The organism is Shewanella livingstonensis (genome assembly GCF_003855395.1).
GTDB lineage: Bacteria > Pseudomonadota > Gammaproteobacteria > Enterobacterales > Shewanellaceae > Shewanella > Shewanella livingstonensis.
The window spans coordinates 1,850,180-1,876,477 of record NZ_CP034015.1; the positions used below are offsets into that span (position 1 = coordinate 1,850,180).

Below are 26,298 nucleotides of genomic sequence, written 5' to 3' on the forward strand. Positions count from 1 at the left end.
AGTAGACTTCCTAATTTGTCCATTTTGATGATCAACAAGTTGATTACGTAAGCCATAGCATGAGAGAGAAGCAGGGCTTCTCTCTCAATGGACAAATTAAAGTTTCACTTGTGTGTGGTTTTCAATGGTGGGTGCATGGCAGAAGAAACAGGTTTCTAACTGCGCAGCATCATTGGCTTCTTGATAGCTACCATTAACAACCGCACCTTGGCTTTGCGCATGCTGCGAAATCGTGTCAAATCCATGACAAGATGCACACGTTGCAGTGATAGGTGTTGTATAAAGGCCAGCAGACGTAGCAAGTGCACCTTTCACTTTGAATGCATCAAGATTAAAATCGTTGTGACACTGAGTGCAGTCTTTGATAATGCCTTGTTCACCATGAACACTGTGCAATTTCATTTCAATTGCGCCTTTATTAGCACCAGAAGCATAAGTGCCATCGGGAGTATGACAAGCCACACAACCATCTAAACCTATGGTGACTTCGCCATTAAGCTCACGAGCTAATTGTTCTGACATCACAAAACCAGCATGGTGGCCTTTATGTAACTCAAAGGTGTCGCCATGGCAATTATCACATGAACCAAAATTGACCGAGTCAGTGTGACGATAGCTAGGCGCATTACCAGAGAAAGTCCCTACTGTGAATTCGGCTTTCATACTGGTAGTTGCCACGCTATCAACACAATCAATAGCTTGCAGACCATCGTTACACATTTCAAGACCAATAAAGCTAAAGGCAGTATCTGTATCGCCTGAGCCAAACGGCAATGATGCAATGTTGTATACCAACTTACCTGACTCAATGACGACATCTGCTTGTAACAGACCTGCTTTAATCAAATCTTTACTAATTTTGGCTAGACCGCTTCCTGGACTAGGGTTATATCCCATAATTGGGAAGTTAGGCCCGACGTTCGTAATGGTTTCAACGCGTTGAATTTTGCTGACTAAGCTTGTTGCGTCAATCGCCGTACCATTAGCATCTAAAATCGTTACCGATAGGGTCGCTGATTTGTCTTCAGCGCTTGATTTATTAGCCGTTAATGTTGCTGTCATTCCGTATAAATCGATAAATGCTTTTTTCTGAGTATACGAAGTTGTATGCAACTCTTCTGTCCAACTTGCATTGTGGCACGCGATACAATTTGAATTATCAACTTGTTGCGGATGACCTTGACCCGTTTTAAAGTCAATGTCGGTATGACAACTTGAACAGGCTTCCATGGTTGGAATACGAGACCAGTTGTTCGATTCGCTAAGTTGTTCTGAGTTAACATGACAAGTGGTGCAATTGTCTTGCACTATCGCATGTGCAACTTCTGCACTCTTGTCCAAATTGCGGCCGTACATTTTGGCATTGTTATGAACATTATGAATTAAGTGACTGAACTCATCTTGAACCTTGCCTTTTTCAATCGCCAATTCATTGGTATGACATGATGTACAAGTTTCTAAATCAGTGTAGCTATGATAAATACTTTCGCCTTCAGCATGGCAGGTATTACAAGTAGCGCCACTGACTATGTTTTTAGTGTATTTAGCTTCGAATCCTTCACCGTCAAAATCTTCGGTAATTTCAGTACGCGGGACTCCGGTAACCCCATCTTGCAAAGTTGATGCACTTGCAATGACATTATAACGTTGAGTTAAATCTGGATTAAAGCCTTCAACATTGACGGTAAAACTGTAATTACCGTTACCATGGTCAGTAAAGGCTTTTTCGGAGCCAATAAATTGCCATTGGGCCGAATTACCCGCACCGCTTGCACCAGCTGGAATGAGTTGGACGACTTTTTTAATTTCAAAGTCTTTAAGACCCGCTACAGGGAGATCTTTTTCATTGGTCGCAAATACTTCAATAGTGGGTTTGCTGTCTTGATAGGTAACTTTGGTGATATCTAAGTTTAGTGTTTTAATCGCTTCAGCAGGCTCGCCGCCAGGGGTTCCTGGATTACCAGCAACACCATCATCGCCTCCGCCACAACCTACCAGTGTCATTGATGCTGACATAGCAAGTAACAATGCCTTTTTTATGTATTTTTTATTCATCATATTTTCCCTGCAAAGGTCATCCATCTAACTTACTGGCAGTATGTTCTGCAATTATCTTATTCAGTTAAGTTGATGTTGGAATTAATTTTCCCAACACTAAGATTACTTTACAAACAGCAACTCGTCTTTAAAACGAACGTAATTGTGTGATGATGATCAGCCTATTAATAAAGAGGTATACAAAATGCAGAGTTTGGTGAGGAGATTGTTCGCATAAAAGAAAAGACCTTAGTCATGAACTAAGGTCTTTGATGGATAAAACAACAAGATTGTTTATTGGTTTAGCTTAAAAACCATGTGTTTTAGTCACGCGATCTACGGTATGACACGTCGAGCATATTTCTGATGAACGATTACGAGCATCGTCTTCACTGATGCCATCAACAATACCGCCGTTAGATTCAATATGTGCCACGGTGGCATCAGTACGATACTTTTGATGACAACTTAAACATGCTCCAGTATCTGATGACATCCATACATCAGCGCCAGTCTCGATATCGCCATAACGCCATACTCTGTCTGCGGCTCTACCGAGTTGTATTCCATCCGCGGTATGACAGGTTTTACAGTCGGTTTTTAACACAGTGCCAGATTTAACACCGGCATATTTAAGATAATGGCCTTCAGCGCTGTGGGCTTTAAAGGCAAAACTGGTCGATTTTTTACCACCAGGGTAAGTGTCATCACTCCTAAGGGTCTTATCAGCGGTATGACAGGTTTGGCAATTAACACCATTATCATAGTGATACACTTCTTGGTTGTGACAACCTTGACAGCTAGCAGTATTAATAATATTTCTACGCGCGGCGGTACTTTGGCTATTGTCTACAGCGCTTGCTGCCATAACAAAATGATAGGGACTACTTTTAATTTCCACTTTTTGGACATTATCAGTGCTGCAGGCGGTCAATTTGACCTCAGGTCTTCCGTAACCACCATGGTTATAACAGGCGGTTACCGCAGACCATAACTCAAAGGTTTTACCCACATAATCGGTGGGTAAGGTGACGTTATTCCAAACCATGGTCCAACTATTATCTGTATTGGCGGTTCCTTCGTTTAACTTAAGGCGACGAGCACTGTAACTGGCGTCGTTATACGCTGGATAGTTTTTGTCACTGTCCCACGCCATTACAATTCGGCTACCTTGGTCGATAAACTCAGCAGGTATCACTTGGCCACTGACATCAGTAAAGCTCACGTTAGTGCTGAACTTGTTGTCAGCTGTCACAGTAACGTCGCTAAAGACCACTTTCATGGTTTGAGTGTCATTATAGGCTTTCATTACATCGCCATGGGCTTCTTTTGCACTGCGAGCATAACCTTCTTCAATATGGCATGAAGTACAATTTGTGCCGACACCAATATGTTGTTGAGACGCTAATTCTGTATGACAGGCAATACAAGCGGTATCACTTTTATTGGCATTAAACAGTGCAGCATCTTTGGGAGCGTTTGTGCCCTCTACGTGACATGCACTACAATCGGCAGCAGGTTTTTGCGGATACATCACGTTGCCGTAATTGTGTATTCCACCGCCATAGCCAATCACTTTATACGGGGCGGCTGCATTGCCATCAGCAGTGCTGGTTACGCGATCTTGGCCTTTATGAATGGCATGGATCATGTAGGTGAAATCAACACTATTACCGGTTTCAGGATCGCCAGACGTGGCGGTATGGCATGATGCACAGTTTTCAATATCGATTCGACGACCGCCGTGCAATGCTAAGCTTTCTGGTTGATGACAGGTATAACAAGCATTAATCGAGACGACGTCGCGGGACGCAATATCTTCGGTTAAGCCTGTCGACGGTTGAAAGTCGTAATGAGCATTTGCAGTAATTAAGGGTTGTTGTAGTTCTAAGGTAATACGTTGAGTATCTTCAGCTTGGTAAGTGATACTTAATGGTTCTATTACTTGAGCAATATTTGTTTGAAAAGTATATGAGTAAGAACCGTCTAGATTGTCAACTAAGCAATCTGCACATTTTGATGCAGCTTCAACCTCAGCTTGAAATTGTGCTGAAGGAGCAATATCGGTTTCGCCATCAGGTATCCAGCTTGCGTTAGGTTGCTTGGTTGTATTGATGTAAGACTGCCACTGATAGCCGCGGTCAACTTCAACTTTAGCACCGTCAGCACCGACCATTTCAATCACAGGGGTTAATTGCGCAATACCAAAACGAAGATCATGATCTTTTGTTAGTCCTAATACTGCCACGCCATTAGCATTTTTAAGGGTAAAGGCAACACTGACTTTTCCATTGACTACGGTTGCGTCGGTAAAGGTCGCTTTTAAGGTCGATGTCGCATCGATATTGACACCGATTATTCCATCTGGCCCATCTTCGCCATTGGTACCATCACTGCCTCCACAACCCGATAGTGCTAAAGCCATAAGCCCAGCACCCAATACCGCCTTTGCAGCGGGACTAACTGTTATTGTCTTCATCATGTATTCCCTGCATTTTTTTGTTATCTCGCATTCACTGTTGGTTAAACGTGTGCGGATTTTATTCAATTCTTATGTTAGCTAACCTTAGCGACTTACTCATTGAATTAAGTGTAGAGTTGTGACTAAGATCTGACTATTCCTTTATGGGTAACACTGCATGATGATGATTTGCTTCTGTTGATAAGTGAAATCGCGTTTTGTTAAGAGGTAAATACAGCGGGTTACTTGATTTTTAAATCGTTAATGTAATGTGCGTTTAAGCTAGTAAACACTTTTTAAGATCTTAAATACTTGTCTAACGACTCTTTGGACAATTTACTCTGTCCGTATTGATATGCATTTACTTGCAATAGATAAACAATTGAAACGCCAATCAGTTTTGTTAGAACCAAAGTGGTCAGTTTGATGTTTACGACTTGAAGATAGGGATATTTTTATCAGTTACGCGATTTGATATCGTATCTTGGATGCTACGTTAAGGTTAAGTATTGCGCAGTTAGGTAAGGGATTAAGAACTTATTAAGATAAAGGCTTGATCAAGCCAATGGGTTAGGGGATAATCGCCCCGTTCTGAGACATAAGCTTTATATTTTATGATTCAGAAGTCTATGGTGACCCTAGGGTCCCCTCGCAATGATAACTTGTGAACTCGGCCAGGCCTGGAAGGGAGCAACCGCAGCAAGTGACTCGTGTGCCGGGGTGTGGCTCTAGGGGAACCTCCAATTACTTCCCCCCTATTTATTGTTCGTAAATCAAATGCAATCCAAGAGCTGTATGGCTTAGTACGAAAACACTTCTTTGAATGCTTAACCCCATAGTTAGGACAACGATTTTAACTGTTAGTGCTAGCTAACCACAGTTCAATTCCTTCTTACTACTGTTGTTCGGCAGCTAATTCAGCTTCTTCTTTTAAGCGTTTCTGTAAATTCATTTTAAGGAATTGTCTCGAACGTTCAAGAGATTCACTTATCTCTGTTTTCATCTGTTGCAGTTCTTGGTAATTTTCGAAGAAATAAGTGTCTACTAAATGTCGTATGTATCTAACAGGTAACTGATTCAGTGTGACACAGCACAAATCAGCTAAGTATTCTTCTGGAAGCTCTTCCATTAAGCCTTCATCTCTTAACATTTCCAATAATAGAACTTCATAATAGTTTCGGATCTCTAATTGCATTATTACGCTCCATTGAGACGGTTTGGTTTATCGACATCAGTTTTAATGTCGAGAATATGTGATTAACTCGGTGATGACCATATTTGATTTGCTGCAATTAACAATTGGCTATGTCGAATCGTTAATTCATCTTCACTACGACTATAGCCTCCACCTATGACGGCTGCAAGTGGGATGCGATGCATTTTTGCTATCGATATCACCTGTTTGTCTCGATCGAGAATACCTTGATTTGAAATATCGAAATATCCTAGGTCATCATGTTGATGAATATCGACCCCAGCATCATAGATGATCAGATCTGGCTGATGCAGCCTAATGAGGTAAGGTAATATTTGTTGTATGTGTTCTAGGTAGTTCTTATCAGTACAACCTTTATTTAAATCAATATCATGATCAGATTGCTGCTTTCGAGACGGAAAATTTTGCGCGCAATGGATCGAGCAACTAATGATGTCAGGGTAACCTTGAGCGAGTGTGGCGGTTCCATCTCCTTGATGCACATCACAATCAAAAATGAGTACCTTATCTACTTTACCACTATGGATGGCTGATTTTGCTGCAATAATTAAGTCATTAAAGATGCAAAAGCCGCTGCCAAAATCATAGTGAGCATGGTGATAGCCACCCGTTAAGTGGACTGCTATACCATATTCAAGCGCCAGCTCGGCACATAAACGGGTACCATTTATAGCATGTAGGGTACGAGTAACTAATTCACTGCTCCATGGAAAGCCGATACGCCTCATGGCTTTATGGTCTAGAGTGCCATTAATAAATTGTTCAACATACTGCGGACAATGTACGCCATAAAGCATTGCTTTAGAGATTGCCGAGGGAGTATAGCGATGTTGCTCAAACAATAATTGTTGTTTGAGCGCATGCTGGTACAAATTATGATATTTGCTGGTTGGAAAACGATGAGTGCTAGGCAACGCCAGCTGTGAATAGCTGGCGTGATACACAAAAGGAATAGACATTAAGATTAGAGCTGCTTAATTGCCCAGCCCATAAATTCTTTACGCGTTTTATCGTCGGCTTGTAACCACCAATATTGCAGCATTTGCTCTGCTTGCGCTGGGGTTGTTTTTTGTGTTGCTGCTGGAACTTGTGCAGTAGTCGGTGCGATGGTGGGCGCACTCATGGTAGCCGATTCAATATCTGATTTGACTGCTAATGCTTGTACCGGTTGGCTGCCGTTACCCGTAGCTGAAGCCGATAAGGTTTCAATATCATGCTGGTTTTTATTGTTAAACAGACTCGTAAGAAATGACTTTTCAGTAAAATTAGTTTGTTCTACATTGTAAGTTACCGCTGCATTATCTTGGCGTTTAATGCTGATTTGTGGATTTTTGGCGAATGCTTTTGGATTCTTTATCACGTCACCGTTAGCTGGTTGTAATCGATATTGATGATCGCCATCAACCATTAAGGTTAAAATTAATGGGGTTGATTTTACGAAACTTTGGCTATCACTAAAAGAGTCATCAACTACATCATGATAACGGATCGCAATTTTATGGGTACCATTGGTTAAGGTTAAATCCGATTGATGATTGAACATGCTGGTTTCAACTTCTGCCCCATCAAGTGCTAGGTACTCAAAAGACATTGGAATGGTTAAATTAGCGGCTAAGACTGATGATGATGTTAAAAATGCCAAAAGCGCACTTGTGGTAAATAAAGATTTCATTGTTGCTCCTTAACGTGGGTAACTTTGGCGAGGTCTTTCAAAAAGTTGAATACGCTCTTCAATATAACTGGTTGCTTGTTTACATTTGCCTAAGCGACGATGCATTGAGAGGATATCATTTTGCAATTTTATTTTGTCATCACTATGACAGAATTCAAGTGTTGCTTCCATTTGTTGTATTTTTTGCTCTATTTTTTTGGCCCAATTTAAATGTTTATTGAGCTCAGCGTAGAGTTGATGGCTGTTTTGCATTACATTGCTGGCTATCCAACCAAAGCCACTGTCTTGAATTGCTTGTTGTTGTTTTTTAGCATAGCGGGCTCGATTACTGGCTTTACGCTGCTGTTCAGATTTAAGATTAATGTCAGTGGTTAGCAATGCTCTGCGTAAGGCACTGAATCTGTCTTGAATACGATTACAACTGAGTTGAATCACATTGCCACCCAACTTAAGAAATAGTTGTTTTTCCAGTTGTTTAATATCTTGTCGTAACTGGGTGATGCAAGGGCTGAGTTGAGCACCTTGTTGAGCAAACAGCTGACTGTTAAAACGTTCAATCTCGATGAGTGATTGCCGCTGTGAAGGCGCTAAATTTTGGTCGTGGATCAATGCATCTTGCTCAAGCTGTGCAAGTTGCTGTTTTAACATTGAGACCAGTTGTTGGGTATTCATGCCCATGCACTCCACGTAAGATGGACTGCTATCGACAATACCATAATAATAAATATTGGTTTAATAAAAGGTATTCCGAATCGAATCGCGCTTCTTGCGCCGATAAATGATCCCGCCATCATGCATATGCCCATCCACAACCCAAGGATCCATTGCACTTGTCCCATTGATGCAAAAATAATTAATGCGGTGATATTACTCACAGCGGTCATGACTCGTGCTAGTCCACAACTGTGTAATAGAGGGAGTTTGTGTAATGAGATAGACGACACAGTCCAAAAAGCGCCAATACCTGGTCCGGCAAACCCATCGTATCCACCTAACATAAACCCTTGGCAAATCTGTTTGTATTTGGGTGAGCGATATTTAGGAACGATGGTATTTTTGTCCCCCATCGCTTTAGGGCTAAATAAGGTGTAAACCGCGATACTAATAATCAGCAATGGTAATATTTTTTCTAACAATAGCGGATCAATGAGAAATACTAAGCCACAACCAGCAATAGATCCTATCAGCGTAGCAAAAAAGCACGCTTTCCATAATCGCGGGGTAAATAACTGTTGTTTATAGAAGGTGTAGCTTGAGGTAAAGGAGCCAAAACAAGCGGCAAGCTTGTTAGTCCCTAACGCTAAATGAGGGGGGATACCTACCGTTAGTAATGCCGGAATAGACAGAAGCCCACCACCACCAACTATAGCATCAATAAAACCTGCAATAATACCGATGACCGCTAATACAGCCCAATGGCTAGGGTCTAATAATAAATCCAACTCAATACCTATTCAATAACACGTCTAAAAGGAGGAAGGGCATCAATTAATGATTTGCCATAACGTTTAGTGACCAAACGACGGTCTAAAATAGTCACTCGGCCATAATCTTGCTCTTTACGTAATAGTCGGCCACAACTTTGGACTAATTTACGTGAAGCATCGGGAATTGTCAGCTGTAAAAATGGATTCCCGCCTTTTACTTTTAAGTATTCTGCGTGAGCTTGTTCTACCGGTGAAGTCGGCACTGCAAACGGCAGTTTCGTAATAATTAAGTTTGTTAAGTAGTCTCCGGGTAAATCAAGGCCTTCAGAAAAGCTACCAGTGCCAAAAATAACACTGGGTAGGCCATCATCACAACGTTTTTTGTGTTGCTCTAATATTTGCTGGCGGGGAATAGCACCTTGAACAAAAAGCTGCTCTTTAGGGATTTTACCTTCAACTAACTCTACCACTTTGTCCATTTGCCAATAGGAAGCAAACAGCACTAATGTGGCCATTTCACCATCGATTAACGTGACAATATGTTGTGCAAGTTCGGCGGTGTAATTGTCGTCAGTAGGTTCACACACCATTTGAGGAATAAATAAGGTGGCATTATTTTCATAATCAAATGGAGACAGTAAGGCTAAAAATCGACTGCCATCGTTGATTGATAAGCCAACTTGATGAGCAAAATGATTGAAGCTATTTAATGCCCGCAGCGTGGCACTGCATAATACTACTCCAGCGGCTTTTTGCCACAACATAGACTCAAGCATAAAACCGACTTCTATAGGCGATGAGCAAAATAAGTAATCTTGCTGCTTGCCGGTAATTAACTCAGCCCAACGCGCCATTGGTGCGCCTTTTTTACTGTCTTCTTTGGCCATCATCTTCCATAACTTATGCAAGTTATCTAGCCGTTGTAAGATAAAGCCTGTTTCCGACAGCAAGCCTTCTGATTGATGTTTAGGCACTTCACCATCTTTGATGGCCTCATTTAATACAGAGACCACTTTATTAAATTGTTTCACTGCTGAACCGGATGCAGTAGCCAGATTTTCTGCCTGTATTAATAATGATTGCGGTAATTGACCATGTTCAAACCGGAGTCTAGATTCTGGGTTGGCAAAGAGTTGTGGTTGAGTATCACAATAGTGAGCGACTTGAGTGAGTAAGTTAGTTAAATCGGTGGTGTGATCAAGCATCGCTTGTACTGGAGCAATAATATGAGTGGTTTTAAGTTGATTTTGCAACTTAGAACAGGTCTTTGAGGCTTTTTCTAACCAATCACATGCTCCCCGAAGCGTGGCTTGGGCGCTGGAGAAGTCTCTGGCCACAATGGGCAGATGATGAGCTTCGTCGATAACATAAAACATATCTTCAGGTTCGGGTAAAATGACGCCGCCGCCTAGCTCTAAATCTGCAAATAACAAGCTATGGTTAACAATGAGCACATCCCAAGTGTCGACATCTTCGCGAGCTTTGTGAAACGGGCAATTATGATGCGCTGATACTTGGCGATGGCAACTGTGCTTATCACAGCAAATTTGTTGCCATAAAAAATCAGGAATAGGGTGTTTTAACGTATCAATTTCACCATTCCAGCGTTTTTGGTGAAAATCTTGATGGAGCTTTTGTAATTCATTAATTTGACTTTGATCGGGTTTAGTCTGCCACATGGCAATTTGTGAACTGTCTTGGTCACCAATCATAGCTTCAAGTTTGGCTAAACATACATAACGTTGACGACCTTTAACCAAGCCAAATTTAAAATCTATACTGGATTGCTGTAAGAAATAAGGCAGATCTTTATGCAGTAATTGCTCCTGCAGCGCTACGGTTGCAGTGGCAATACAGACTTTCTTCTTAGTCGCAACGGCTAAAGGGATGGCGCCTAAGATGTAGGACAAGGATTTACCAATACCGGTACCGGCCTCAACCACAATAATACGACGGTCTTTGTCATATTCACCCGCTAAGGTTTTAGATATTTCCGCTACCATATAGTTTTGTTCGCGACGAGAACGAAATTGCGGCATAGAGGCGGCAATCTCTTTATAAATGGTGCGAATTTGACTTTTTATGTTATCCGGTAGCATAGGAAGTATGATTTCTGCATAGACTGAATTATGCTGTACATAATAACAGTGAATTAGCATGCCACGAAGTAATAAATCAAATTGAGTAAACTTGTGCAGGAATTCAAACCCACAGTGATGTCGACAGATAATCCACCAACTGAGATTAATGTGAAGGGGCAAGTATTAACTCGCCATGCCATTTATCGCCATGGCCAATTAGTGCTGCAATATTATATTAAAACCGCTCAGGGACCTGTGTTAGCAGAGCTTTATCACAGTGAGGTGATATGTTTTTGTCGTCTACAAGACGTAAATCAATTAATCCAAAAAGCCGGTTTTGTTCTTAAAGCTGAATCGATATCACTGTTGAGCTTTGCTCACGAACCTATTAGCGCATTATATTTAAAATCCAATTCCCAGTTAAAATTACTCAGTCGCATTGCTAATGATATTGGTATTAGCTTATTTGAAGCCGATATAAGGCCTGAACAACGCTTTCTTATTGAGCGTTTTATTGCCTTGGACATTGAGTGTACAGGTTATTATCAAGCGAGTAAGTCTGTTTTACCGATGCCATTGTTATCGATTAATCGTGCAAGAAAAGTACCGCATAACCAACTTACTACGATACCGTTGAAGATGATTTCATTAGATTTTGAGTGCAGTTTTGCAGGAGAACTCTATTCAGTTGGTTTGTATGGTGCAAATTATCAATGTGTGTTTATGGTGGGCGAACCACAAGCAAATTGTCATCAATTTATTACTTGGGTAAAAGATGAAGTTACACTGATACAGCGATTAATTGCGTGGTTCAGAGAATATGATCCCGATATTATTATCGGCTGGGCAGTCGTCACCTTTGATTTAGCTTTGCTGTATAAACGCTGCTTATTACATAACATTCCATTAGTCATTGGTCGCGGAAATACTGAGTTAAATTGGAAAGTGGCTGACAAATATCGACCAGAGACCTTATCGTTACCCGGTCGTGTTGTATTGGATGGTATTGATTGGCTTAAAGCGGCATTTTATCAATTTGACAGTTTTTCGTTGGAGTCTGTATCACGACAATTATTAGCGGAAGGTAAAGCCATTGATCATGTTGAAAATCGTGGTCAAGAGATTACCCATTTATTTGAACAAGATAAAAATGCACTGGCTTTTTATAACATTACTGACTGTAGGTTGGTGTGGGATATTTTCGAAAAAACCCAGTTATTAGATTTTGCCCTTGAACGCGCTAAGTTAACGGGGTTGGAGTTTGGCCGAGTGGGAGCATCGATTGCGGCATTTTATCATTTGTATTTACCTCACTTACATCGAGGTGGCTTTGTTGCGCCTGCATATCCAGCCAGTAATGGCTTAGAAAGCCCTGGTGGCTATGTTATGCCCTCTATTCCTGGCTATTACAAAGATGTTTTAGTATTAGATTTCAAAAGCCTATACCCGTCGATTATCAGAACTTTTCTTATTGATCCGAAAGGCTTAGTCGAAGGAATGCATGCAAATAATATCAACCGTGACTCAGACACTGTCGCGGGATATTTAGGGGCTCAATTTAGTCGGCAATCGCCTATTTTACCTGCATTAGTTGCTAGCCTTGCAGAACAAAGGGAGTTAGCCAAAAGTGATAAAAATGCACCTTTATCGCAAGCAATAAAAATTATAATGAACTCTTTATATGGCGTGCTCGGCTCTAGAGGTTGCGTATTTCATGATGCGAAGTTAGCGAGTTCTATTACCATGCGCGGTCATCAAATAATGAAGCTGACAAAAAAATGGATTGAAGAGTGCGGTTATCAGGTTATTTATGGTGACACCGATTCAACATTTGTGTGGTTAGGCGATAATCATGGGATTAAAGATATCCAAGCGGTTGGTAAGCACCTATCAGTATCAATAACCGAACGTTGGCTTAAATGGTGTGCACAAGAATATCAATTAGACAGTTATCTTGAGCTGGAGTTTGAAACCCACTTTGAACAATTTATTATGCCTACCTTAAGGGGCTCGGATGAAGGCAGTAAAAAGCGTTATGTCGGCGCGGTGTCAAATGATCAGCAACAATTAACTCTAACCTTTAAAGGTATGGAGCAGGTGAGGAGTGACTGGAGCCCTATTGCTCGCAGAATACAATATCACTTATATGAATTGTTTTTTAAAGGTGAGGATGTCATTGATTATTTGAGCAATGAGCTGGCAGCAATTAAAGATGGCGCTAGAGACAATGAGCTTATTTTTAAAAAGCGCTTAAGGCGCAATGTTGAAGATTACACGGCTAAATCATCACCTCATGTTAAAGCTGCAAAACAGCTTGCTAAAATACTTGGAGACGTAAACGTTACCCGAAAAGGCCAACAAATCCGCTATGTCATGACCCTCACAGGTGCACAGGCCATTGAAGCAAAACCACAGAATATTGATTACGAATATTACATTAGTAAACAAATTAAACCCATCGCAGAGCCCATCTTGCAATTGTGTGGGCATAGCTTTGATGCATTGGTAAATAATCAGCTGTTATTGCTTTAAATTAACTCATCGTGGCGTAAATGCTTTCACTTCAGAGTAAAACTAAGCTGAAGTGACTTGCTTGTGTCGAGTACTCATTTCTTCAACTAAAAAGTAAGCATCACATATTTTGTTGCTATCCACGGGCTAATTTCATAATAAGCCATCGCCCCTCGAATGTTAATTAACTGCTTACTTATTGCCATTTATTAACACTTAACACTTTTATATTTGTTACAAGTGATAAATAAATACCTACCCAGACAAAAAAATATTTTGAAACAGGAGCTTAGGTTTTTAGGTTTAGACTTGGCTAATTTTACATCAAAAAAACTAATATTGTTAAATCGTTGTTATTGTAGGTTATTTTTTTTACCTGTTCATATTTATTAACAGCTTAGGCTTTTACATTTGATTAACTTTTGCGCTTACAGCACTTCAAATGTTGATTAGTTGTTTCAAATGTGATTTTATTGCATCTGTAATTGAGGGGTTGTGATTTTTTTCTGTTACATTCCTTCATTGAACTAACACCTAAAAAGGTTGTTAGCATTATAAGAAAGACATAAAAAAGTCCAGGGAGATAGACAATGCATAAGAACGTATTAGCTAAATCGGTGCGCTTAGCACTGATCAGTGGTGCTGCAGCAGCAGCATTTGCTTCGCCAGCAGTTTTTGCTGCTGATGAAGATGGCGCAAAAGTAGAACGTATCGAGGTTACTGGTTCGCGTATTAAGCGTTCTGACCTTGAAGGCGCTTCACCAATTACGACCATTACAACTGAAGATATGAAGATGGAAGGTAACTTTACAGTTGCTGACGCCCTTCGTAACAGTAACTTAAACTCTTTCGGTTCATTCTCTGAGCGTTCAGGTAGTTCTGCACAATCTCAAGCAACTATCAACTTACGTGGTGCTGGCTCAAGCCGTACTCTAGTACTTATTGATGGTAAGCGTTTCCCAGGTTCACCTACTCTAGGTGGTGCATCTGCTAACTTGAACGCTATTCCAATGGCTGCAGTAGAACGTATCGAAATTCTAACTGATGGTGCATCTTCTACTTACGGTTCTGACGCTATTGCTGGTGTTGTTAACATCATCATGAAGAAAAATTACCAAGGTATCGAATTCAATGTCGGTGGTGGTTCTCGTGACCGCGATGGCGGCTTAACAAGTAAAGAATTCTCTGTTGTTGCGGGTTATCAAATGGATAAAGGTAACATTACTTTTGCATTTGATCATCAAGATCGTCAAGGTATTGCAGATGCAGACCGTGACTTTACTGCACCATGGATGGAAGACTTAAATGGTGACGGCGTTATTCAAGCATATTCTGAGACAGATGGCTGGAGTTATTATGGCGCAAGCGTAAAAGGTCCTGATGGAATTTATCAGCCATCTCCGCTTTGTGGTGATTTAGCTGCTGAATATGGTGATAATGTATTTAAACAAGTGCGCGGTGACGATGCATTTGGCGCGGGTTCAGATTTGTGTATGTATGCATATGGTAATGTGTCATATAACAAAGCCTCTACAGAGCGTAATACAGTATATGTAGATGCCAACTATGAAGTTGCAGAAGACGTAGAGTGGTTTGGTCGTGTAATGGTTACACAAAATAACTCTTTCGGTCGTTATGCTCCTCCAGCTGCGCCTTGGAACAATATGGCTGCAGATAACCCACATAACCCATTTGATGTAGAAGCAAAAGGTTATTTTCGTTGGGTTGGTATTGGTACTCGTGATGGTAACGTAGATGATTATAACCAAGATTACCTAACAGGTTTACGCGGTACAATCAGTGCGCTAAATGATGCCGAGTGGGAAGTTTATTACCACCACAACATCGCCGATAATAAGTCTATCGGTGAGTACTACTTAAGCTATTCTGGTCTTGCTTATAACCAAGCTAACGGTATCGACTTAGGTTCAGAAGCTGGCATCAATAACATGAAAGCGACTACTTTGACTCAAGGTAGTGCGACATTTGATCAATATAACGCTGGTATTGGCTTTGATGCGTTTGAATTACCAGGTGGTGCAGCAGCGCATTACGTCGGAGTAGAATATTTTGACCAACAGTTTAGCGAAGTATATGACGCACAGTCAGAAGCTGGCTTAATTGGTGGTAGTGCGGGTAACTCTGCTGCTGGTGATCGTCAAGTATGGGCAATGTTCTACGAAGCGGTATTACCGTTAACTGATGACATTGAATTAAACCTTGCAGCTCGTTACGATGATTACAGCGATTTTGGCGATAACATTGCTCCTAAAGCAGCAATTCGCTGGCAAGCACTTGAGAACGTTGTAGTTCGTGCATCGTACTCAGAAGCATTCCGTGCACCAGCATTGGATCAACTATTTGCCGCAACGACTTACAGTGCTGCTGATGGTATCGATAAGCCATATTGTGAATCTACTGGTACACCTTGTAGTGAAAGACAGTTTGACACGTATATTAGTGCTAACAAGGATCTTGGTCCTGAAACTTCAGAGTATATTAACTTTGGTGTAGCATGGGATATCGTTGATAATATCGGCTTAAAAGTTGATTATTTCAACCTGAACATTGACGATGTAATTGCTCAACGTTCAATTACTAGTGTTATGACTGGTATTAATGAAGGTACGTTAGCTCCTGGTAATACATTCTATGTAAAACGTGATCCTGCATCTGCTGGCCAAAGTATTGGTGCTGCTTATGAAATTGGTACCGGTTATAGCAATGCTAATACCTTAGAAATTTCAGGTATCGATGTTGCCTTAAACGCCAAGTTTGAAACTAATATTGGTGACATAGGCTTTAACTGGACAAATAGCTTCGTTCTTGATTATATCGAAGAAGTTGACGGCGGTGCAGATTCTCGTGATACATCTGGTTGGAATGGTCAACCAGACTTCAAGTCAGTGTTAACTACCAACTACAATATGGGTAATCATAGCGTATCTTGGAACATGAATTACACCTCATCTACATACTACTTTGAAGATGATGCTTCGAAAGGAGAATTGGATTCATGGTTAATTCATAACTTAAGTTATGTTTATGATGCAGGTAACTATGGTTCAATCTTATTAGGTATTAATAACTTAACAGATGAAGACCCAGTGCTTTCACCAGATGGTAAGTTTGAGAACCCTGATTTGTATAATAACTACGGTCGTGAATATCGTGCAAGTTATACTCTTAAGTTCTAAATTCTAATTACAAATTAATTAGATATAAGAAAGGCTCCTTCGGGAGCCTTTTTAGTTAGCGAGTATTTAGCAATATATTACAATTAATTGAGGAGATAAGATGAATAATCACTGGAGTGAATATTGGCAACAAGGGCACACTACTTCATTCGGTGAAGCATTATCAGGTAATTATGAAGGTGTCTTAAAAAATGTTTGGCAACCAATATTTAACAGCCTACCTAAAGGTTTTTTAGTCGTCGACGTTGGTACAGGTAATGGCTCATTGCCGCTTTTGTTACGCGATGAATTATCAGCAAGTGAACTAACCGGTAGGATTTTTGGCGTTGATTTAGCCGAAGTTAATTTAATTAGTTCACCAAACCAAACTAGTCATAATATCGATATTACCTTGATGTCAAATACTAGTAGCGAACAACTCCCATTTGAAGCAAGCTCCGTAGACCTCTATATATCCCAGTTTGGCTTTGAGTATTCAAACGTTGAGCAATCCTTTAATGAAGCGGCTAGAGTATTAAAAGACGATGGTCAATTTGTTATTGTTTTCCATCATAGTGGCTCGATGATCCTTAACCGAAATAGAAGCATTTTGACGTTAATTGCTAAAGAAGAAGTTCATTTATTGATTAATTGCTTAGCTAAAATGGCCAATGCTATGGGCTCTGTTAATAGTCAAACTGATGTTGAGCGGATTAAGAAAGACCTTCAATGTGAAAATATCAGAGCAGAAGTTAATCGTCTTATTACATCGCTGGTAATGTTTGATGAAGCGGCAACACAAGATTGTGGATTAATGAGTTTTGTCGCTCAATTTTTTAAGGCTGGATTATTTTGGCCTGTTACAAAAAAGTTAGAATTTATTGAATTTATGGCAATACAAATGGATACGCTGAAAATACGATTGACTGAATTGGTCAATGCAGCATTTGATGAAACTAAATTGGCAACATTTGTCGGTAAGTTTCACCAGAATGATTTTATGTTAAATGAGCTCAAAGTCTTAAAAAGTGAACAAAATGAAGTCTTAGGGTGGTATTTACATGCCTCAAAATTAATTTATAAAATCGAAAAAGCATCAATAAATTAAAAAGCTGAGTTGCCCTCATTTTATAACTGATTGAATAAAAACAAATAATATTTTCCTGTTAAGATTAAATTATTATACATTTATGTTGAACATGTTTAATTATTAACCTTTCGTCAACATTAACCTCTTTAACGACTCTTTCCACACGTTTTTAAACTTTGCAAATGTTGACATAGGTCAACATTTTGTGAAATGATGCCAACGGGTCTACGCTTTAATAGGCGTAGAAAAGGGAAGAAAAACTAACAATCACAAGAAAAAGACGTGCTTAGTTGAAGTAACATTGATTAACAATTTTAGATCATGGTTATTTTGCAGAGTTGAACTTTTTAATTCACTTCAAATTGGTTGGGAACTATGTCCAAGGTAAGCAATAGAACAAAAATCGCTACTGCACTTGTTGGCGCTCTGGCTTTAGCTGGTAGCAACTTCGTTGTTGCAGATCCTTTAGCTGACGTTCAAAAAGCCGATAGCAGCCTTAATGCTGCTTCAGCTGCGTCACAACAGAAAGTCGACAAATATTTTGACCAAGCACAAGACATGCTTTTTGAGTATGGCAGCGTAGCTGATGAACGTGAATCATTGAAAGCATATAATGATTACGTTGCAGGCTTGGTAGCTGATCAACAAAATTCACTTGATTTAATTCAAACTGATATTAACGGCGTAGATAAACTTCGTCAGGGCGTTGTACCATTAATGTTTAAAATGGTTGATGCTTTAGAGCAGTTTGTAAACTTAGATTTACCATTTAACATTGAAACTCGTCAGAATCGTGTTAAAAATTTAAAAGATATTCTTAATACTGCAGAAGTTACATTAGCAGAGAAATATCGTCTAATTCTTGATGCTTATAGCATCGAACGTGAGTACGGTAGTTTCGTTGCTGTTCATACCGGTAAGTTAAATCTAGACGGTAAGGAAGTGTTAGTCGATTTCTTTAATTTAGGCCGAGTTGCACTTTATGCACAAAGCTTAGATCAAAAAATAGCATGGATGTATGATGCTGATGCGAAGTCTTGGAATAAGTTAGACGATAGCTACCTACGTGATATTACTAAAGGTATCCGCATTGCTCGCAAGCAAGGCGCTCTAGACCTATTCGCATTACCAATTCCTGCTGCGGAGACTGCACAATAATGAAGAAGTTAATTACATCAGTGTTAGTGGCTGCAACTTTCTCTTTAACAGCTGGTATGGTTTCTGCTGCAGATGCACCAAAAACTATCGGTCAGTTGTTACAACAAGTTAAAGTCGACCGAGCTAACGAAGGCAAAACCAACGCTAAGCGCGAAAGAGAATTTCAAGCTGAACGTGGTGATAAAGCTGAATTATTAAAGCGTGAAAAAAATGCGCTTTCTGCTGAAAAGCAACGTGGTAAAGATTTAAACCAAGCATTCTTAGACAACGAGCGTAAAATTGCTCAGTTAGAAGAAGACTTAAAAACAGCTCAAGGTGACTTGGGTGAAATGTTTGGTGTTGTTAAAGGCGAAGCCGGTGATTTCTCTGGTAAGTTAGCAGCGTCTAACATCAGTGCTCAGTACCCTGGACGCGATACTTTTATTGCTGAATTAGGTGCACGTAAATCACTCCCTAAAATTGAAGAGTTAGAGCAGTTTTGGGAAGCACAATTATTTGAAATGGTTGAGTCTGGTAAAGTTGTCAAATTTGATGGTGATGTTACTGCTATCGATGGCAACGTAGTCAATACTGCTATTCACCGCGTAGGTCCTTTCAACTTAACTGCTGAAGGTAAATATGTTGTTTACAAACCTGAACTAGGTTTAATTCAACAGTTATCACAGCAACCAGAAGGCTACCAGGTGAGCGCTGTTGCTTCTTGGGAAGACACTACTACAGGTGTAGCGCCTTTCTATATCGATCCAGCTCGTGGTGTATTGCTTAACATCTTTACTAACAAAGCTAGCTTAGAAGATCGTTTAGAAGCTGGTGGAACGATTGGTTACATCATTCTTGCATTATTAGCATTAGGTATGTTGATTGCGGTTGAACGTTTAGTCACTCTTACTATCATTGGCGCTAAAGTGAATAGTCAACGTAAAAACATCGAAAACCCTGGTAACAATGCTTTAGGTCGTATTCTAAAAGTTTACCAGTCTAATAAAGATGTTGATGTTGAAACGCTTGAGCTAAAACTTGATGAAGCAATCTTAAAAGAAACACCTGCTTTAGAAGCACGTATTTCTATCATTAAGGTTATTGCTGCCATTGCTCCTATGATGGGTCTATTGGGTACAGTTACTGGTATGATCGCAACCTTCCAATCAATTCAATTATTCGGTACTGGTGACCCTAAATTGATGGCTGGTGGTATTTCTATGGCGCTGATTACTACTGTTCAAGGTCTTATTGCTGCATTGCCGTTAATGTTATTACATGCAATCGTAGTTGCTCGTAGTAAGTCTATTGTTCAAATTCTTGAAGAGCAAAGTGCTGGTATCATTGCAGAACATGCTGAGAAGAGGGCTGACTAATGATGCTAATCCTGATGGACGTATGGGATTCCGTCAGGGGCTTCATGGCCTCCGGAGGCGATGTCCTCTGGCTGGTTGCAGCAGTGCTATTTCTCATGTGGGTGTTAATGCTTGAGCGTTATTGGTATCTAAATTGGATATCACCAAAACAACATCAAGCCGTTATCGCCTCATGGGAAGCAAGAGAAGAAACAACTTCTTGGCATGCTCACCGTATCCGTGAAGCTTGGGTATCCCAAGCGAAGCAAGATTTGAATGCACGTATGCTGTTAATCAAAACCTTAGTGGCCATTTGTCCAATGATTGGTTTATTAGGTACTGTAACCGGTATGATTTCAGTATTCGATGTGATGGCAGTTCAGGGGACGAGTAATGCTCGTTTAATGGCCGCTGGTATCTCTATGGCCACAATGCCGACAATGGCAGGAATGGTAGCAGCTCTATCGGGTGTTTTCTTTAGCACACGTTTAGACTCAAAGATGAGAATCAGTTTAGAAAAGCTAAAAGACAGCATGCCTCACCACTAGAGAGAGATTGAACATGGCACGTAAGAAGCATTCCAGTATGGAAGAGGAAGCGCAAATTGATATGACCCCGATGCTAGACATCGTGTTTATCATGCTGATCTTCTTTATTGTAACAACATCGTTTGTTAAGCCATCTGGCTTAGACTACAACAAGCCTAAAGCGTCACAGGCTACGTCTAAACCATCGGCAAACATCTTTATTGGCATCAGCAAAACTGGCGTCATTATGATGGAAAACCGTCAGGTTGATATCGAACGTGTAACGGCTAACGTAGAGCGTATGTTGGCAGAAGCACCTGAAGCAGCAGTACTTATTCAAGCAGACAAAGACGCTTTGCATGGTTTAGTCGTTAAAGTGCTTGATAATGTTAAAGCTGCCGGTATTGACAAAATTTCAGTATCAGCGGGGAATGAGTAATATGCTAAGAGCACTCGTATCAATAATCATTGGTGCTGCAGTGACTTTTGGGCTGTTTGCTTTCATGGCTTTCCTAGTCGGCGGCGGAGCACAACGCAACGGCGAGTCAGCGGAATCCCCTGTTATTGAAATTACGATGGATAAACAGGATTCGAAGGCACAGAAAAAACCAAGGGTTACACCTAAGCCACCTCCACCACCGGAGCAGCCACCGAAGCCGGATACTACTCCGCCAGATACATCATCTAATATTGACACCAATATGGCGTTTAATATGGGTGGTATTGAGTCTGGTGGACCAAGTACTGGTTTTAAATTAGGTAACATGATGACCCGTGATGGTGATGCTACGCCTATCGTTCGTATTGAGCCACAGTATCCAATTGCTGCTGCTCGAGATGGTAAAGAAGGTTGGGTTCAACTTAGCTTTACAATCAACGAACTCGGTGGTGTTGATGACGTTTCAGTCATTAAAGCAGAACCTAAGCGTTTGTTCGATCGCGAAGCAATTCGTGCATTGAAAAAATGGAAATATAAGCCAAAGATTGTTGATGGTAAGCCATTAAGACAACCTGGTATGAAAGTACAGCTTGACTTCACACTAGAGAAAGGAGGTAGATAATGCGTAAAGTAACTAGTATCGCTACAGCGTTATTACTTTCAGTCTGTGGAAGTGCATTATTTTCAAATACTGTAGTTGCTGCTGAAAAGTGTGAGATTGATAAACGTCAATCTCGTGCCGTTGGCGAAAGCGCTGCAAAAAAAGTTCAAAAATCTTTTGAAGCATATACTGAAGGTAATTTAGATCAAGCAATCGCGATACTGCTTGAAGCTAATGCTAAAAACGATTTCGACAAAGCGTATGTCGATCGTATGTTAGGCAACTTCTATGCTGAAAAAGGGCAGATGAAAACAGCTATCAAGTACTTGAAAACGGCTGTTGATGCTGACATTCTTGGTGGTACCGACCATGCTGCAACAATGCGTTTGTATGCTGATTTGTTACTACAAGAGAAAAAGTTTAAAGAAGCAATTCCATACTATTACAAGTGGATGGATTTTACCTGTAAGGCTGATGCGCAAATGTATCGTCGAATTGGTATAGCCTATACTGAGTTAAAAGATTGGAACAAAGTACTGCAAGTCGCTGACAAAGGTTTATCTTTAGCTGAATCGCCTGACAAAGGCTTATATCAGATGAAGTTAACTGCTTACTTTAACCAGAAAAAGTACAAAGAAGCCGTAAAAGTTTTAGAAACTATGGTGCCTTTGTTCCAAGACGATAAGCGTCTCTGGGTACAGTTAGCTCAGTTTTACTTGATGACTGAAAACTATGACAAATCACTAGCGACATATGATTTGGCATATAAAAATGGCTTTTTAGAGACAGAGAGTAATATTACTCGTTTGGCTCAATTGTTAGCACAAAAAGGTTCGCCTCATAAAGCTGCTACCATTTTTGAAAAGCACATGAAGTCAGGCCTAGTGATCGAAAATGAGAAGAGTTTAACCACTCTAGCTGGTTTTTATCACAATGCTAAAGAGCTAAAAGAAGCCGCTTACTATTATGGTAAAGCTGCTGCTGTTAGCAATAAGGGTGAGTTGTATTTAAAACAAGGTCGTATCCTTGCTTTACAACAACAATTTAACGATGCCATTCCTGTGCTTAAGAAAGCGCTTGATGCAGGTATTGATAACCCTGGTGAAGCTCAATTTGAGTTAGCCTTAGCATACTTAAGCCTTAAAAAGTACAAATCTGCTTATCAGCGTGCATTACTTGCCGCTAACGATAAAAAGACTGAACGAAGTGCTAAGAGCTATATTTCTTACATAAAAGAAAAAGCTCGTATTCACAACGTGACACTTTAATTTAAGTTTGATTTAAAAAGCCCCTTTTAAGGGGCTTTTTTATTTATTATGTGAAAATAATCTAATTGTTTTGGGACTCTTTATCTTGTTATATGACTAAGTCTACTGGCACATCATCAAATAAATTGAGTGTCATTAGTAAACGATTAATTGTTAGTTTGTGTGTTTTTGTTGAAGTTTTGTTTCTTGTAAAGCAAGCCAAAGATACAATGGTTGTATTGATTTCGTTATCAAAGTTTTCATTTAAATTGAATAACGGTATTTCGATCAATCGGCACGCTAATATTGAGCCTTTGACTCTATTAAGATAACAAGGCGTGAGTTAATTTGTGTTTAAGGGATAATAAAAATGAATAAAACATTGTTGGCAATAACGGTGTCCTTACTTTTGGCCGCTCAAGGTTGTTCAGATGCCTCAACGGTTTCTTCAACATCTGATTCCAGTAAAGAGTCTAGTACTACAGTTATGCCTCAATCTGCTTCAGAGCAGTATTTAGCCATGGTTGACAATTTTTTTAATGATCAGCTAAAGCTTGAACCTATTTATGCCACCTTTGTAGGTGTTAATGATTATAACGACCAGTTTGGTGGTGCATTAACAGAAGAGTATTTAAAGGCTCGTCATGACTTGAATAGTCATTATTTTAGTCAAGCCAAAACGATTAATGTTGATAAGCTTCCGGCTGCCCTTAAACTCAGTTACGATATGTTCATTTATGATCGTAATATGGAGCTTATTGGTGAAACTTATCCTGAATATTTTTTACCCATTAATCAGTTTTATAGCACCGTATTTACTATGGTCCAGCTGGGAAGTGGTGAAAGTGCTCAACCATTTAAGACTGTTAAAGATTATCAAAATTGGTTAGGTCGCTTAGGTGGGTTTATTAACTGGACCAAGCTTGCGCAACAACGCATGGATGAAGGTATTGCCAGTAAAGTCGTATTACCTAGAGTCTTAGTGGAGCGCATTATTCCTCAGTTAGATGCTCAACTTGTTACCGATGCACAAAGCAGCTTGTTCTATTCACCAATAAACTTATTACCTGAAGATTTTACTGCGGAACAAAAATCAAAATTAACAGCTGAGTATACTCAACTTATCAACACTGAGTTATTACCTGCGTTGACCCAACTACGTGACTATGTGAAAAACGTATATTTACCAAATTCTCGTGCTTCAGACGGTTGGTGGGGGTTACCCAATGGTAAAGATTGGTATCAACACCTGGCTAATAGCCACACTACGACCACATTATCAGTCGATGAAATTCACCAAATTGGTTTGTCTGAGGTTGCACGTATTTTATCTGAAATGGATAAGGTTAGAGAGCAAGTTGCCTTTAAAGGTGACCTAACAGCATTCTTTGCTTCTTTATCTTCAGAACCTCAGTATTTCTTTACCGATAGACAAGATTTGATTAATGGTTATATGACCATAAAAGATCAAATTAATCAGGTATTGCCACAATATTTCAATGTTATGCCTAAAGCGGATTATATTGTCAAACCGGTAGAAAGCTTCCGCGAAAAGTCTGCGGCTGGTGCATCGTATGAGTCTCCTGCTGTAGATGGTTCTCGTCCGGGTATTTTTTATATCAATACTTATAACTTAAAAGCTCAACCTAAATGGGGTATGACAACTCTTTCATTGCATGAAGCCGCACCTGGTCATCACTTTCAAATTGCTATTAAGCAAGAATTAACCGATGTTCCACAATTCCAACGCTTCCAAGGTTATACCGCATTTGAAGAAGGTTGGGCGTTGTATTCAGAATACTTAGGCATTGAAATGGGGGTATTTAATGACCCATATCAGTATTTTGGAAAGTTATCCGATGAGATGTTACGTGCAATGCGATTAGTGGTTGATACTGGACTTCATGCCAAAGGATGGAGTCGCGAACAAGCTATTCAATACATGATGGACAATTCGCCTATGGCGGAGTCAGATATTATCGCCGAAGTTGAACGTTATATGGCTATTCCTGGTCAGGCTTTGTCATATAAAGTGGGCCAACTGACTATTTTAAGATTACGTGCTGATGCTGAAAAAGCCCTTGGCGATAAATTCGATCTTAAAGGTTTCCATGATCAGTTATTAACATCAGGCTCTTTGCCTATGGCTGTTATGGAAAACAAAATTGCCGATTGGATTAAAGCTGAATCAGCAAAGTAAATGACTTACAAGTTTGGTGACATAATCGTGTCATCACTTTGTCATTATGTTAGTGTTATTTTTTAGTAGATATTACATTTTTAGGAGCCATATTATGGTACAAGCAACAGCTAGACACTTACTCGTAAGCACTCAAGAACAATGCGAATCACTTAAGCAACAGATCGAAGCTGGTGCGGATTTCGCTGATATTGCGAAGGCAAGTTCTTCTTGTCCATCAGGTGCTCAAGGTGGCGATTTGGGCTCTTTTGGACCAGGCATGATGGTCAAAGAATTCGACGAAGTTGTGTTCAGCGCGCCATTAAATGTTGTTCAAGGGCCGGTAAAAACTCAATTTGGTTTTCATTTACTCGAGGTTACTAGCCGCGGCTAGTTATTGATGATTAAGTGATGAGTAATGGCAGCCTAGGCTGCCATTTTTATTGATGGGGACTAGAGTCTATGAATATAAATCTTTATAGTGATCGTTTGATATTACGTAATTTACACAGCAAAGATTGGCTGCATTTTCTTCGCTTGCATCTCGATAAAGAAGTCAATCAACATATTCGAGCAATTGAATCCGAAGCAGACATAGTCGCTAAGTTTGAACAGCGCAAAGCGATATGGCAATTTGAATCTGCCCAATGGCTATCATTGGCTATTGAGCGAATTGATACTAATGAATTTGTGGGACTTATCGGTTTTAGGTGTGACGACTCGCAATTAAAAATAGCTGAAGTGGGCTACCTTATTGCTCCCGAGCAGCAAGGCTTCGGGTTTGCAACTGAAAGCTTACGAGCCGTAATCGATTGGGGCGCTTTACAATTTACTATGCATAAATATATAGGTATTTGTGCTCAACAAAATACCGCTTCACGTAAGGTGCTTGAGAACGCAGGTTTTGCCCTTGAGGGAACGTTAAGGCAGAATAGTTGTATTAATGGAATATGGTCAGATGATTGCTATATGGGATTATTAACTGCACAAAGAGAGTAACTCATTTTATTCAGTCAGCCATCCCAACAAAATAAAATCTTCGTGGCACTGTATTCTAACGGGCATTTGTCACATAATACGTAATACAACTGAAAACTATTCTCGTTAACATGTAAAACTTTGATCTAGATTTAAGTTTAACT

At 40.0% G+C, this 26,298-nt stretch carries 20 protein-coding genes and 1 other RNA gene; 13 read left to right on the forward strand and 8 right to left on the reverse strand.

Annotated elements, in window-relative coordinates:
• Nucleotides 1-96 precede the first annotated feature (96 nt).
• Both EGC82_RS08000 and EGC82_RS08005 read right to left on the reverse strand, forming a co-directional pair.
• The gene (locus EGC82_RS08000) at nucleotides 97-2,058 is read right to left on the reverse strand and encodes an OmcA/MtrC family decaheme c-type cytochrome (RefSeq protein ID WP_124730294.1); all 1,962 of its coding nucleotides are present in this window, start codon (nucleotides 2,056-2,058) and stop codon (nucleotides 97-99) included.
• A gap of 286 nt (nucleotides 2,059-2,344) precedes the next feature.
• Complete coding sequence (locus EGC82_RS08005; RefSeq protein WP_124730295.1) at nucleotides 2,345-4,519, reverse strand: OmcA/MtrC family decaheme c-type cytochrome; 2,175 nt, start codon at nucleotides 4,517-4,519, stop codon at nucleotides 2,345-2,347.
• Between the two features lie 617 nt (nucleotides 4,520-5,136).
• On the opposite strand from EGC82_RS08005, the gene ffs reads away from it, so the two are divergent.
• Nucleotides 5,137-5,233, forward strand: an RNA gene (gene ffs / locus EGC82_RS08010) — signal recognition particle sRNA small type.
• Between the two features lie 160 nt (nucleotides 5,234-5,393).
• Here ffs and EGC82_RS08015 read toward each other — a convergent pair.
• The 6 genes from EGC82_RS08015 to dinG all read right to left on the reverse strand — a co-directional run bounded on the left by EGC82_RS08015 (nucleotide 5,394) and on the right by dinG (nucleotide 10,912).
• On the reverse strand, nucleotides 5,394-5,693 hold the full coding sequence (locus EGC82_RS08015; protein WP_124730296.1) for a late competence development ComFB family protein: 300 nt from the start codon (nucleotides 5,691-5,693) through the stop codon (nucleotides 5,394-5,396).
• A 62-nt stretch (nucleotides 5,694-5,755) separates the two neighbouring features.
• On the reverse strand, nucleotides 5,756-6,673 hold the full coding sequence (locus EGC82_RS08020; protein ID WP_164839109.1) for a histone deacetylase family protein: 918 nt from the start codon (nucleotides 6,671-6,673) through the stop codon (nucleotides 5,756-5,758).
• Between the two features lie 5 nt (nucleotides 6,674-6,678).
• Complete coding sequence (locus EGC82_RS08025; RefSeq protein WP_124730298.1) at nucleotides 6,679-7,386, reverse strand: DUF2057 domain-containing protein; 708 nt, start codon at nucleotides 7,384-7,386, stop codon at nucleotides 6,679-6,681.
• A gap of 9 nt (nucleotides 7,387-7,395) precedes the next feature.
• Nucleotides 7,396-8,058, reverse strand: a complete 663-nt coding sequence (locus EGC82_RS08030) for a primosomal replication protein (RefSeq protein WP_124730299.1) — start codon at nucleotides 8,056-8,058, stop codon at nucleotides 7,396-7,398.
• On the reverse strand, nucleotides 8,055-8,828 hold the full coding sequence (locus EGC82_RS08035; protein ID WP_124730300.1) for a TSUP family transporter: 774 nt from the start codon (nucleotides 8,826-8,828) through the stop codon (nucleotides 8,055-8,057). The genes EGC82_RS08030 and EGC82_RS08035 overlap by 4 nt, the downstream gene beginning before the upstream one ends.
• An 8-nt stretch (nucleotides 8,829-8,836) precedes the next feature.
• Entirely contained in the window at nucleotides 8,837-10,912 is a 2,076-nt protein-coding gene (gene dinG / locus EGC82_RS08040) for an ATP-dependent DNA helicase DinG (RefSeq protein ID WP_124730301.1), read from the reverse strand.
• A gap of 117 nt (nucleotides 10,913-11,029) precedes the next feature.
• Between dinG and EGC82_RS08045 the strand changes: the two genes are divergently transcribed.
• The 12 genes from EGC82_RS08045 (at nucleotide 11,030) to EGC82_RS08100 (ending at nucleotide 26,155) form a co-directional block, all read left to right on the forward strand.
• Nucleotides 11,030-13,426 (forward strand): DNA polymerase II, encoded by a 2,397-nt coding sequence (locus EGC82_RS08045; RefSeq protein ID WP_124732594.1) that lies wholly within the window; start codon nucleotides 11,030-11,032, stop codon nucleotides 13,424-13,426.
• Nucleotides 13,427-13,995: 569 nt separating this feature from the next.
• Nucleotides 13,996-16,602, forward strand: a complete 2,607-nt coding sequence (locus tag EGC82_RS08050; protein ID WP_124730302.1) for a TonB-dependent receptor — start codon at nucleotides 13,996-13,998, stop codon at nucleotides 16,600-16,602.
• Between the two features lie 100 nt (nucleotides 16,603-16,702).
• Nucleotides 16,703-17,689 carry a class I SAM-dependent methyltransferase gene (locus EGC82_RS08055; protein WP_124730303.1) on the forward strand — a complete coding sequence of 329 codons (987 nt, stop codon included), beginning with the start codon at nucleotides 16,703-16,705 and terminating at the stop codon, nucleotides 17,687-17,689.
• 357 nt (nucleotides 17,690-18,046) lie between these two features.
• Nucleotides 18,047-18,829 carry a DUF3450 domain-containing protein gene (locus EGC82_RS08060; protein ID WP_124730304.1) on the forward strand — a complete coding sequence of 261 codons (783 nt, stop codon included), beginning with the start codon at nucleotides 18,047-18,049 and terminating at the stop codon, nucleotides 18,827-18,829.
• On the forward strand, nucleotides 18,829-20,184 hold the full coding sequence (locus tag EGC82_RS08065) for a MotA/TolQ/ExbB proton channel family protein (protein ID WP_124730305.1): 1,356 nt from the start codon (nucleotides 18,829-18,831) through the stop codon (nucleotides 20,182-20,184). The genes EGC82_RS08060 and EGC82_RS08065 overlap by 1 nt, the downstream gene beginning before the upstream one ends.
• On the forward strand, nucleotides 20,184-20,711 hold the full coding sequence (locus EGC82_RS08070; RefSeq protein ID WP_011638074.1) for a MotA/TolQ/ExbB proton channel family protein: 528 nt from the start codon (nucleotides 20,184-20,186) through the stop codon (nucleotides 20,709-20,711). The genes EGC82_RS08065 and EGC82_RS08070 overlap by 1 nt, the downstream gene beginning before the upstream one ends.
• A 13-nt stretch (nucleotides 20,712-20,724) precedes the next feature.
• Nucleotides 20,725-21,129, forward strand: coding sequence for an ExbD/TolR family protein (locus tag EGC82_RS08075; protein ID WP_124016392.1), 405 nt, complete (start codon nucleotides 20,725-20,727; stop codon nucleotides 21,127-21,129).
• Between the two features lies 1 nt (nucleotide 21,130).
• Nucleotides 21,131-21,751, forward strand: a complete 621-nt coding sequence (locus EGC82_RS08080; RefSeq protein WP_124730306.1) for an energy transducer TonB — start codon at nucleotides 21,131-21,133, stop codon at nucleotides 21,749-21,751.
• Nucleotides 21,751-22,998, forward strand: a complete 1,248-nt coding sequence (locus EGC82_RS08085; protein ID WP_124730307.1) for a tetratricopeptide repeat protein — start codon at nucleotides 21,751-21,753, stop codon at nucleotides 22,996-22,998. The genes EGC82_RS08080 and EGC82_RS08085 overlap by 1 nt, the downstream gene beginning before the upstream one ends.
• 349 nt (nucleotides 22,999-23,347) lie before the next feature.
• Complete coding sequence (locus EGC82_RS08090) at nucleotides 23,348-25,177, forward strand: DUF885 domain-containing protein (protein ID WP_124730308.1); 1,830 nt, start codon at nucleotides 23,348-23,350, stop codon at nucleotides 25,175-25,177.
• 94 nt (nucleotides 25,178-25,271) lie between these two features.
• Nucleotides 25,272-25,550, forward strand: a complete 279-nt coding sequence (locus tag EGC82_RS08095; RefSeq protein WP_124730309.1) for a peptidylprolyl isomerase — start codon at nucleotides 25,272-25,274, stop codon at nucleotides 25,548-25,550.
• 68 nt (nucleotides 25,551-25,618) lie between these two features.
• Nucleotides 25,619-26,155, forward strand: coding sequence for a GNAT family N-acetyltransferase (locus tag EGC82_RS08100; RefSeq protein WP_124730310.1), 537 nt, complete (start codon nucleotides 25,619-25,621; stop codon nucleotides 26,153-26,155).
• Nucleotides 26,156-26,298: the final 143 nt, after the last annotated feature.

Excerpts from the sequence above, each read along its gene's own strand:
- EGC82_RS08000 (WP_124730294.1), bottom strand. The coding sequence starts at position 2,058 with ATGATGAATAAAAAATACATAAAAAAGGCATTGTTACTTGCTATGTCA.
- EGC82_RS08005 (WP_124730295.1), bottom strand. The coding sequence starts at position 4,519 with ATGATGAAGACAATAACAGTTAGTCCCGCTGCAAAGGCGGTATTGGGT.
- EGC82_RS08015 (WP_124730296.1), bottom strand. The coding sequence starts at position 5,693 with ATGCAATTAGAGATCCGAAACTATTATGAAGTTCTATTATTGGAAATG.
- EGC82_RS08020 (WP_164839109.1), bottom strand. The coding sequence starts at position 6,673 with ATGTCTATTCCTTTTGTGTATCACGCCAGCTATTCACAGCTGGCGTTG.
- EGC82_RS08025 (WP_124730298.1), bottom strand. The coding sequence starts at position 7,386 with ATGAAATCTTTATTTACCACAAGTGCGCTTTTGGCATTTTTAACATCA.
- EGC82_RS08030 (WP_124730299.1), bottom strand. The coding sequence starts at position 8,058 with ATGAATACCCAACAACTGGTCTCAATGTTAAAACAGCAACTTGCACAG.
- dinG (WP_124730301.1), bottom strand. The coding sequence starts at position 10,912 with ATGCTACCGGATAACATAAAAAGTCAAATTCGCACCATTTATAAAGAG.
- EGC82_RS08045 (WP_124732594.1), top strand. The coding sequence starts at position 11,030 with ATGTCGACAGATAATCCACCAACTGAGATTAATGTGAAGGGGCAAGTA.
- EGC82_RS08050 (WP_124730302.1), top strand. The coding sequence starts at position 13,996 with ATGCATAAGAACGTATTAGCTAAATCGGTGCGCTTAGCACTGATCAGT.
- EGC82_RS08055 (WP_124730303.1), top strand. The coding sequence starts at position 16,703 with ATGAATAATCACTGGAGTGAATATTGGCAACAAGGGCACACTACTTCA.
- EGC82_RS08060 (WP_124730304.1), top strand. The coding sequence starts at position 18,047 with ATGTCCAAGGTAAGCAATAGAACAAAAATCGCTACTGCACTTGTTGGC.
- EGC82_RS08065 (WP_124730305.1), top strand. The coding sequence starts at position 18,829 with ATGAAGAAGTTAATTACATCAGTGTTAGTGGCTGCAACTTTCTCTTTA.
- EGC82_RS08070 (WP_011638074.1), top strand. The coding sequence starts at position 20,184 with ATGATGCTAATCCTGATGGACGTATGGGATTCCGTCAGGGGCTTCATG.
- EGC82_RS08075 (WP_124016392.1), top strand. The coding sequence starts at position 20,725 with ATGGCACGTAAGAAGCATTCCAGTATGGAAGAGGAAGCGCAAATTGAT.
- EGC82_RS08080 (WP_124730306.1), top strand. The coding sequence starts at position 21,131 with ATGCTAAGAGCACTCGTATCAATAATCATTGGTGCTGCAGTGACTTTT.
- EGC82_RS08085 (WP_124730307.1), top strand. The coding sequence starts at position 21,751 with ATGCGTAAAGTAACTAGTATCGCTACAGCGTTATTACTTTCAGTCTGT.
- EGC82_RS08090 (WP_124730308.1), top strand. The coding sequence starts at position 23,348 with ATGAATAAAACATTGTTGGCAATAACGGTGTCCTTACTTTTGGCCGCT.
- EGC82_RS08095 (WP_124730309.1), top strand. The coding sequence starts at position 25,272 with ATGGTACAAGCAACAGCTAGACACTTACTCGTAAGCACTCAAGAACAA.
- EGC82_RS08100 (WP_124730310.1), top strand. The coding sequence starts at position 25,619 with ATGAATATAAATCTTTATAGTGATCGTTTGATATTACGTAATTTACAC.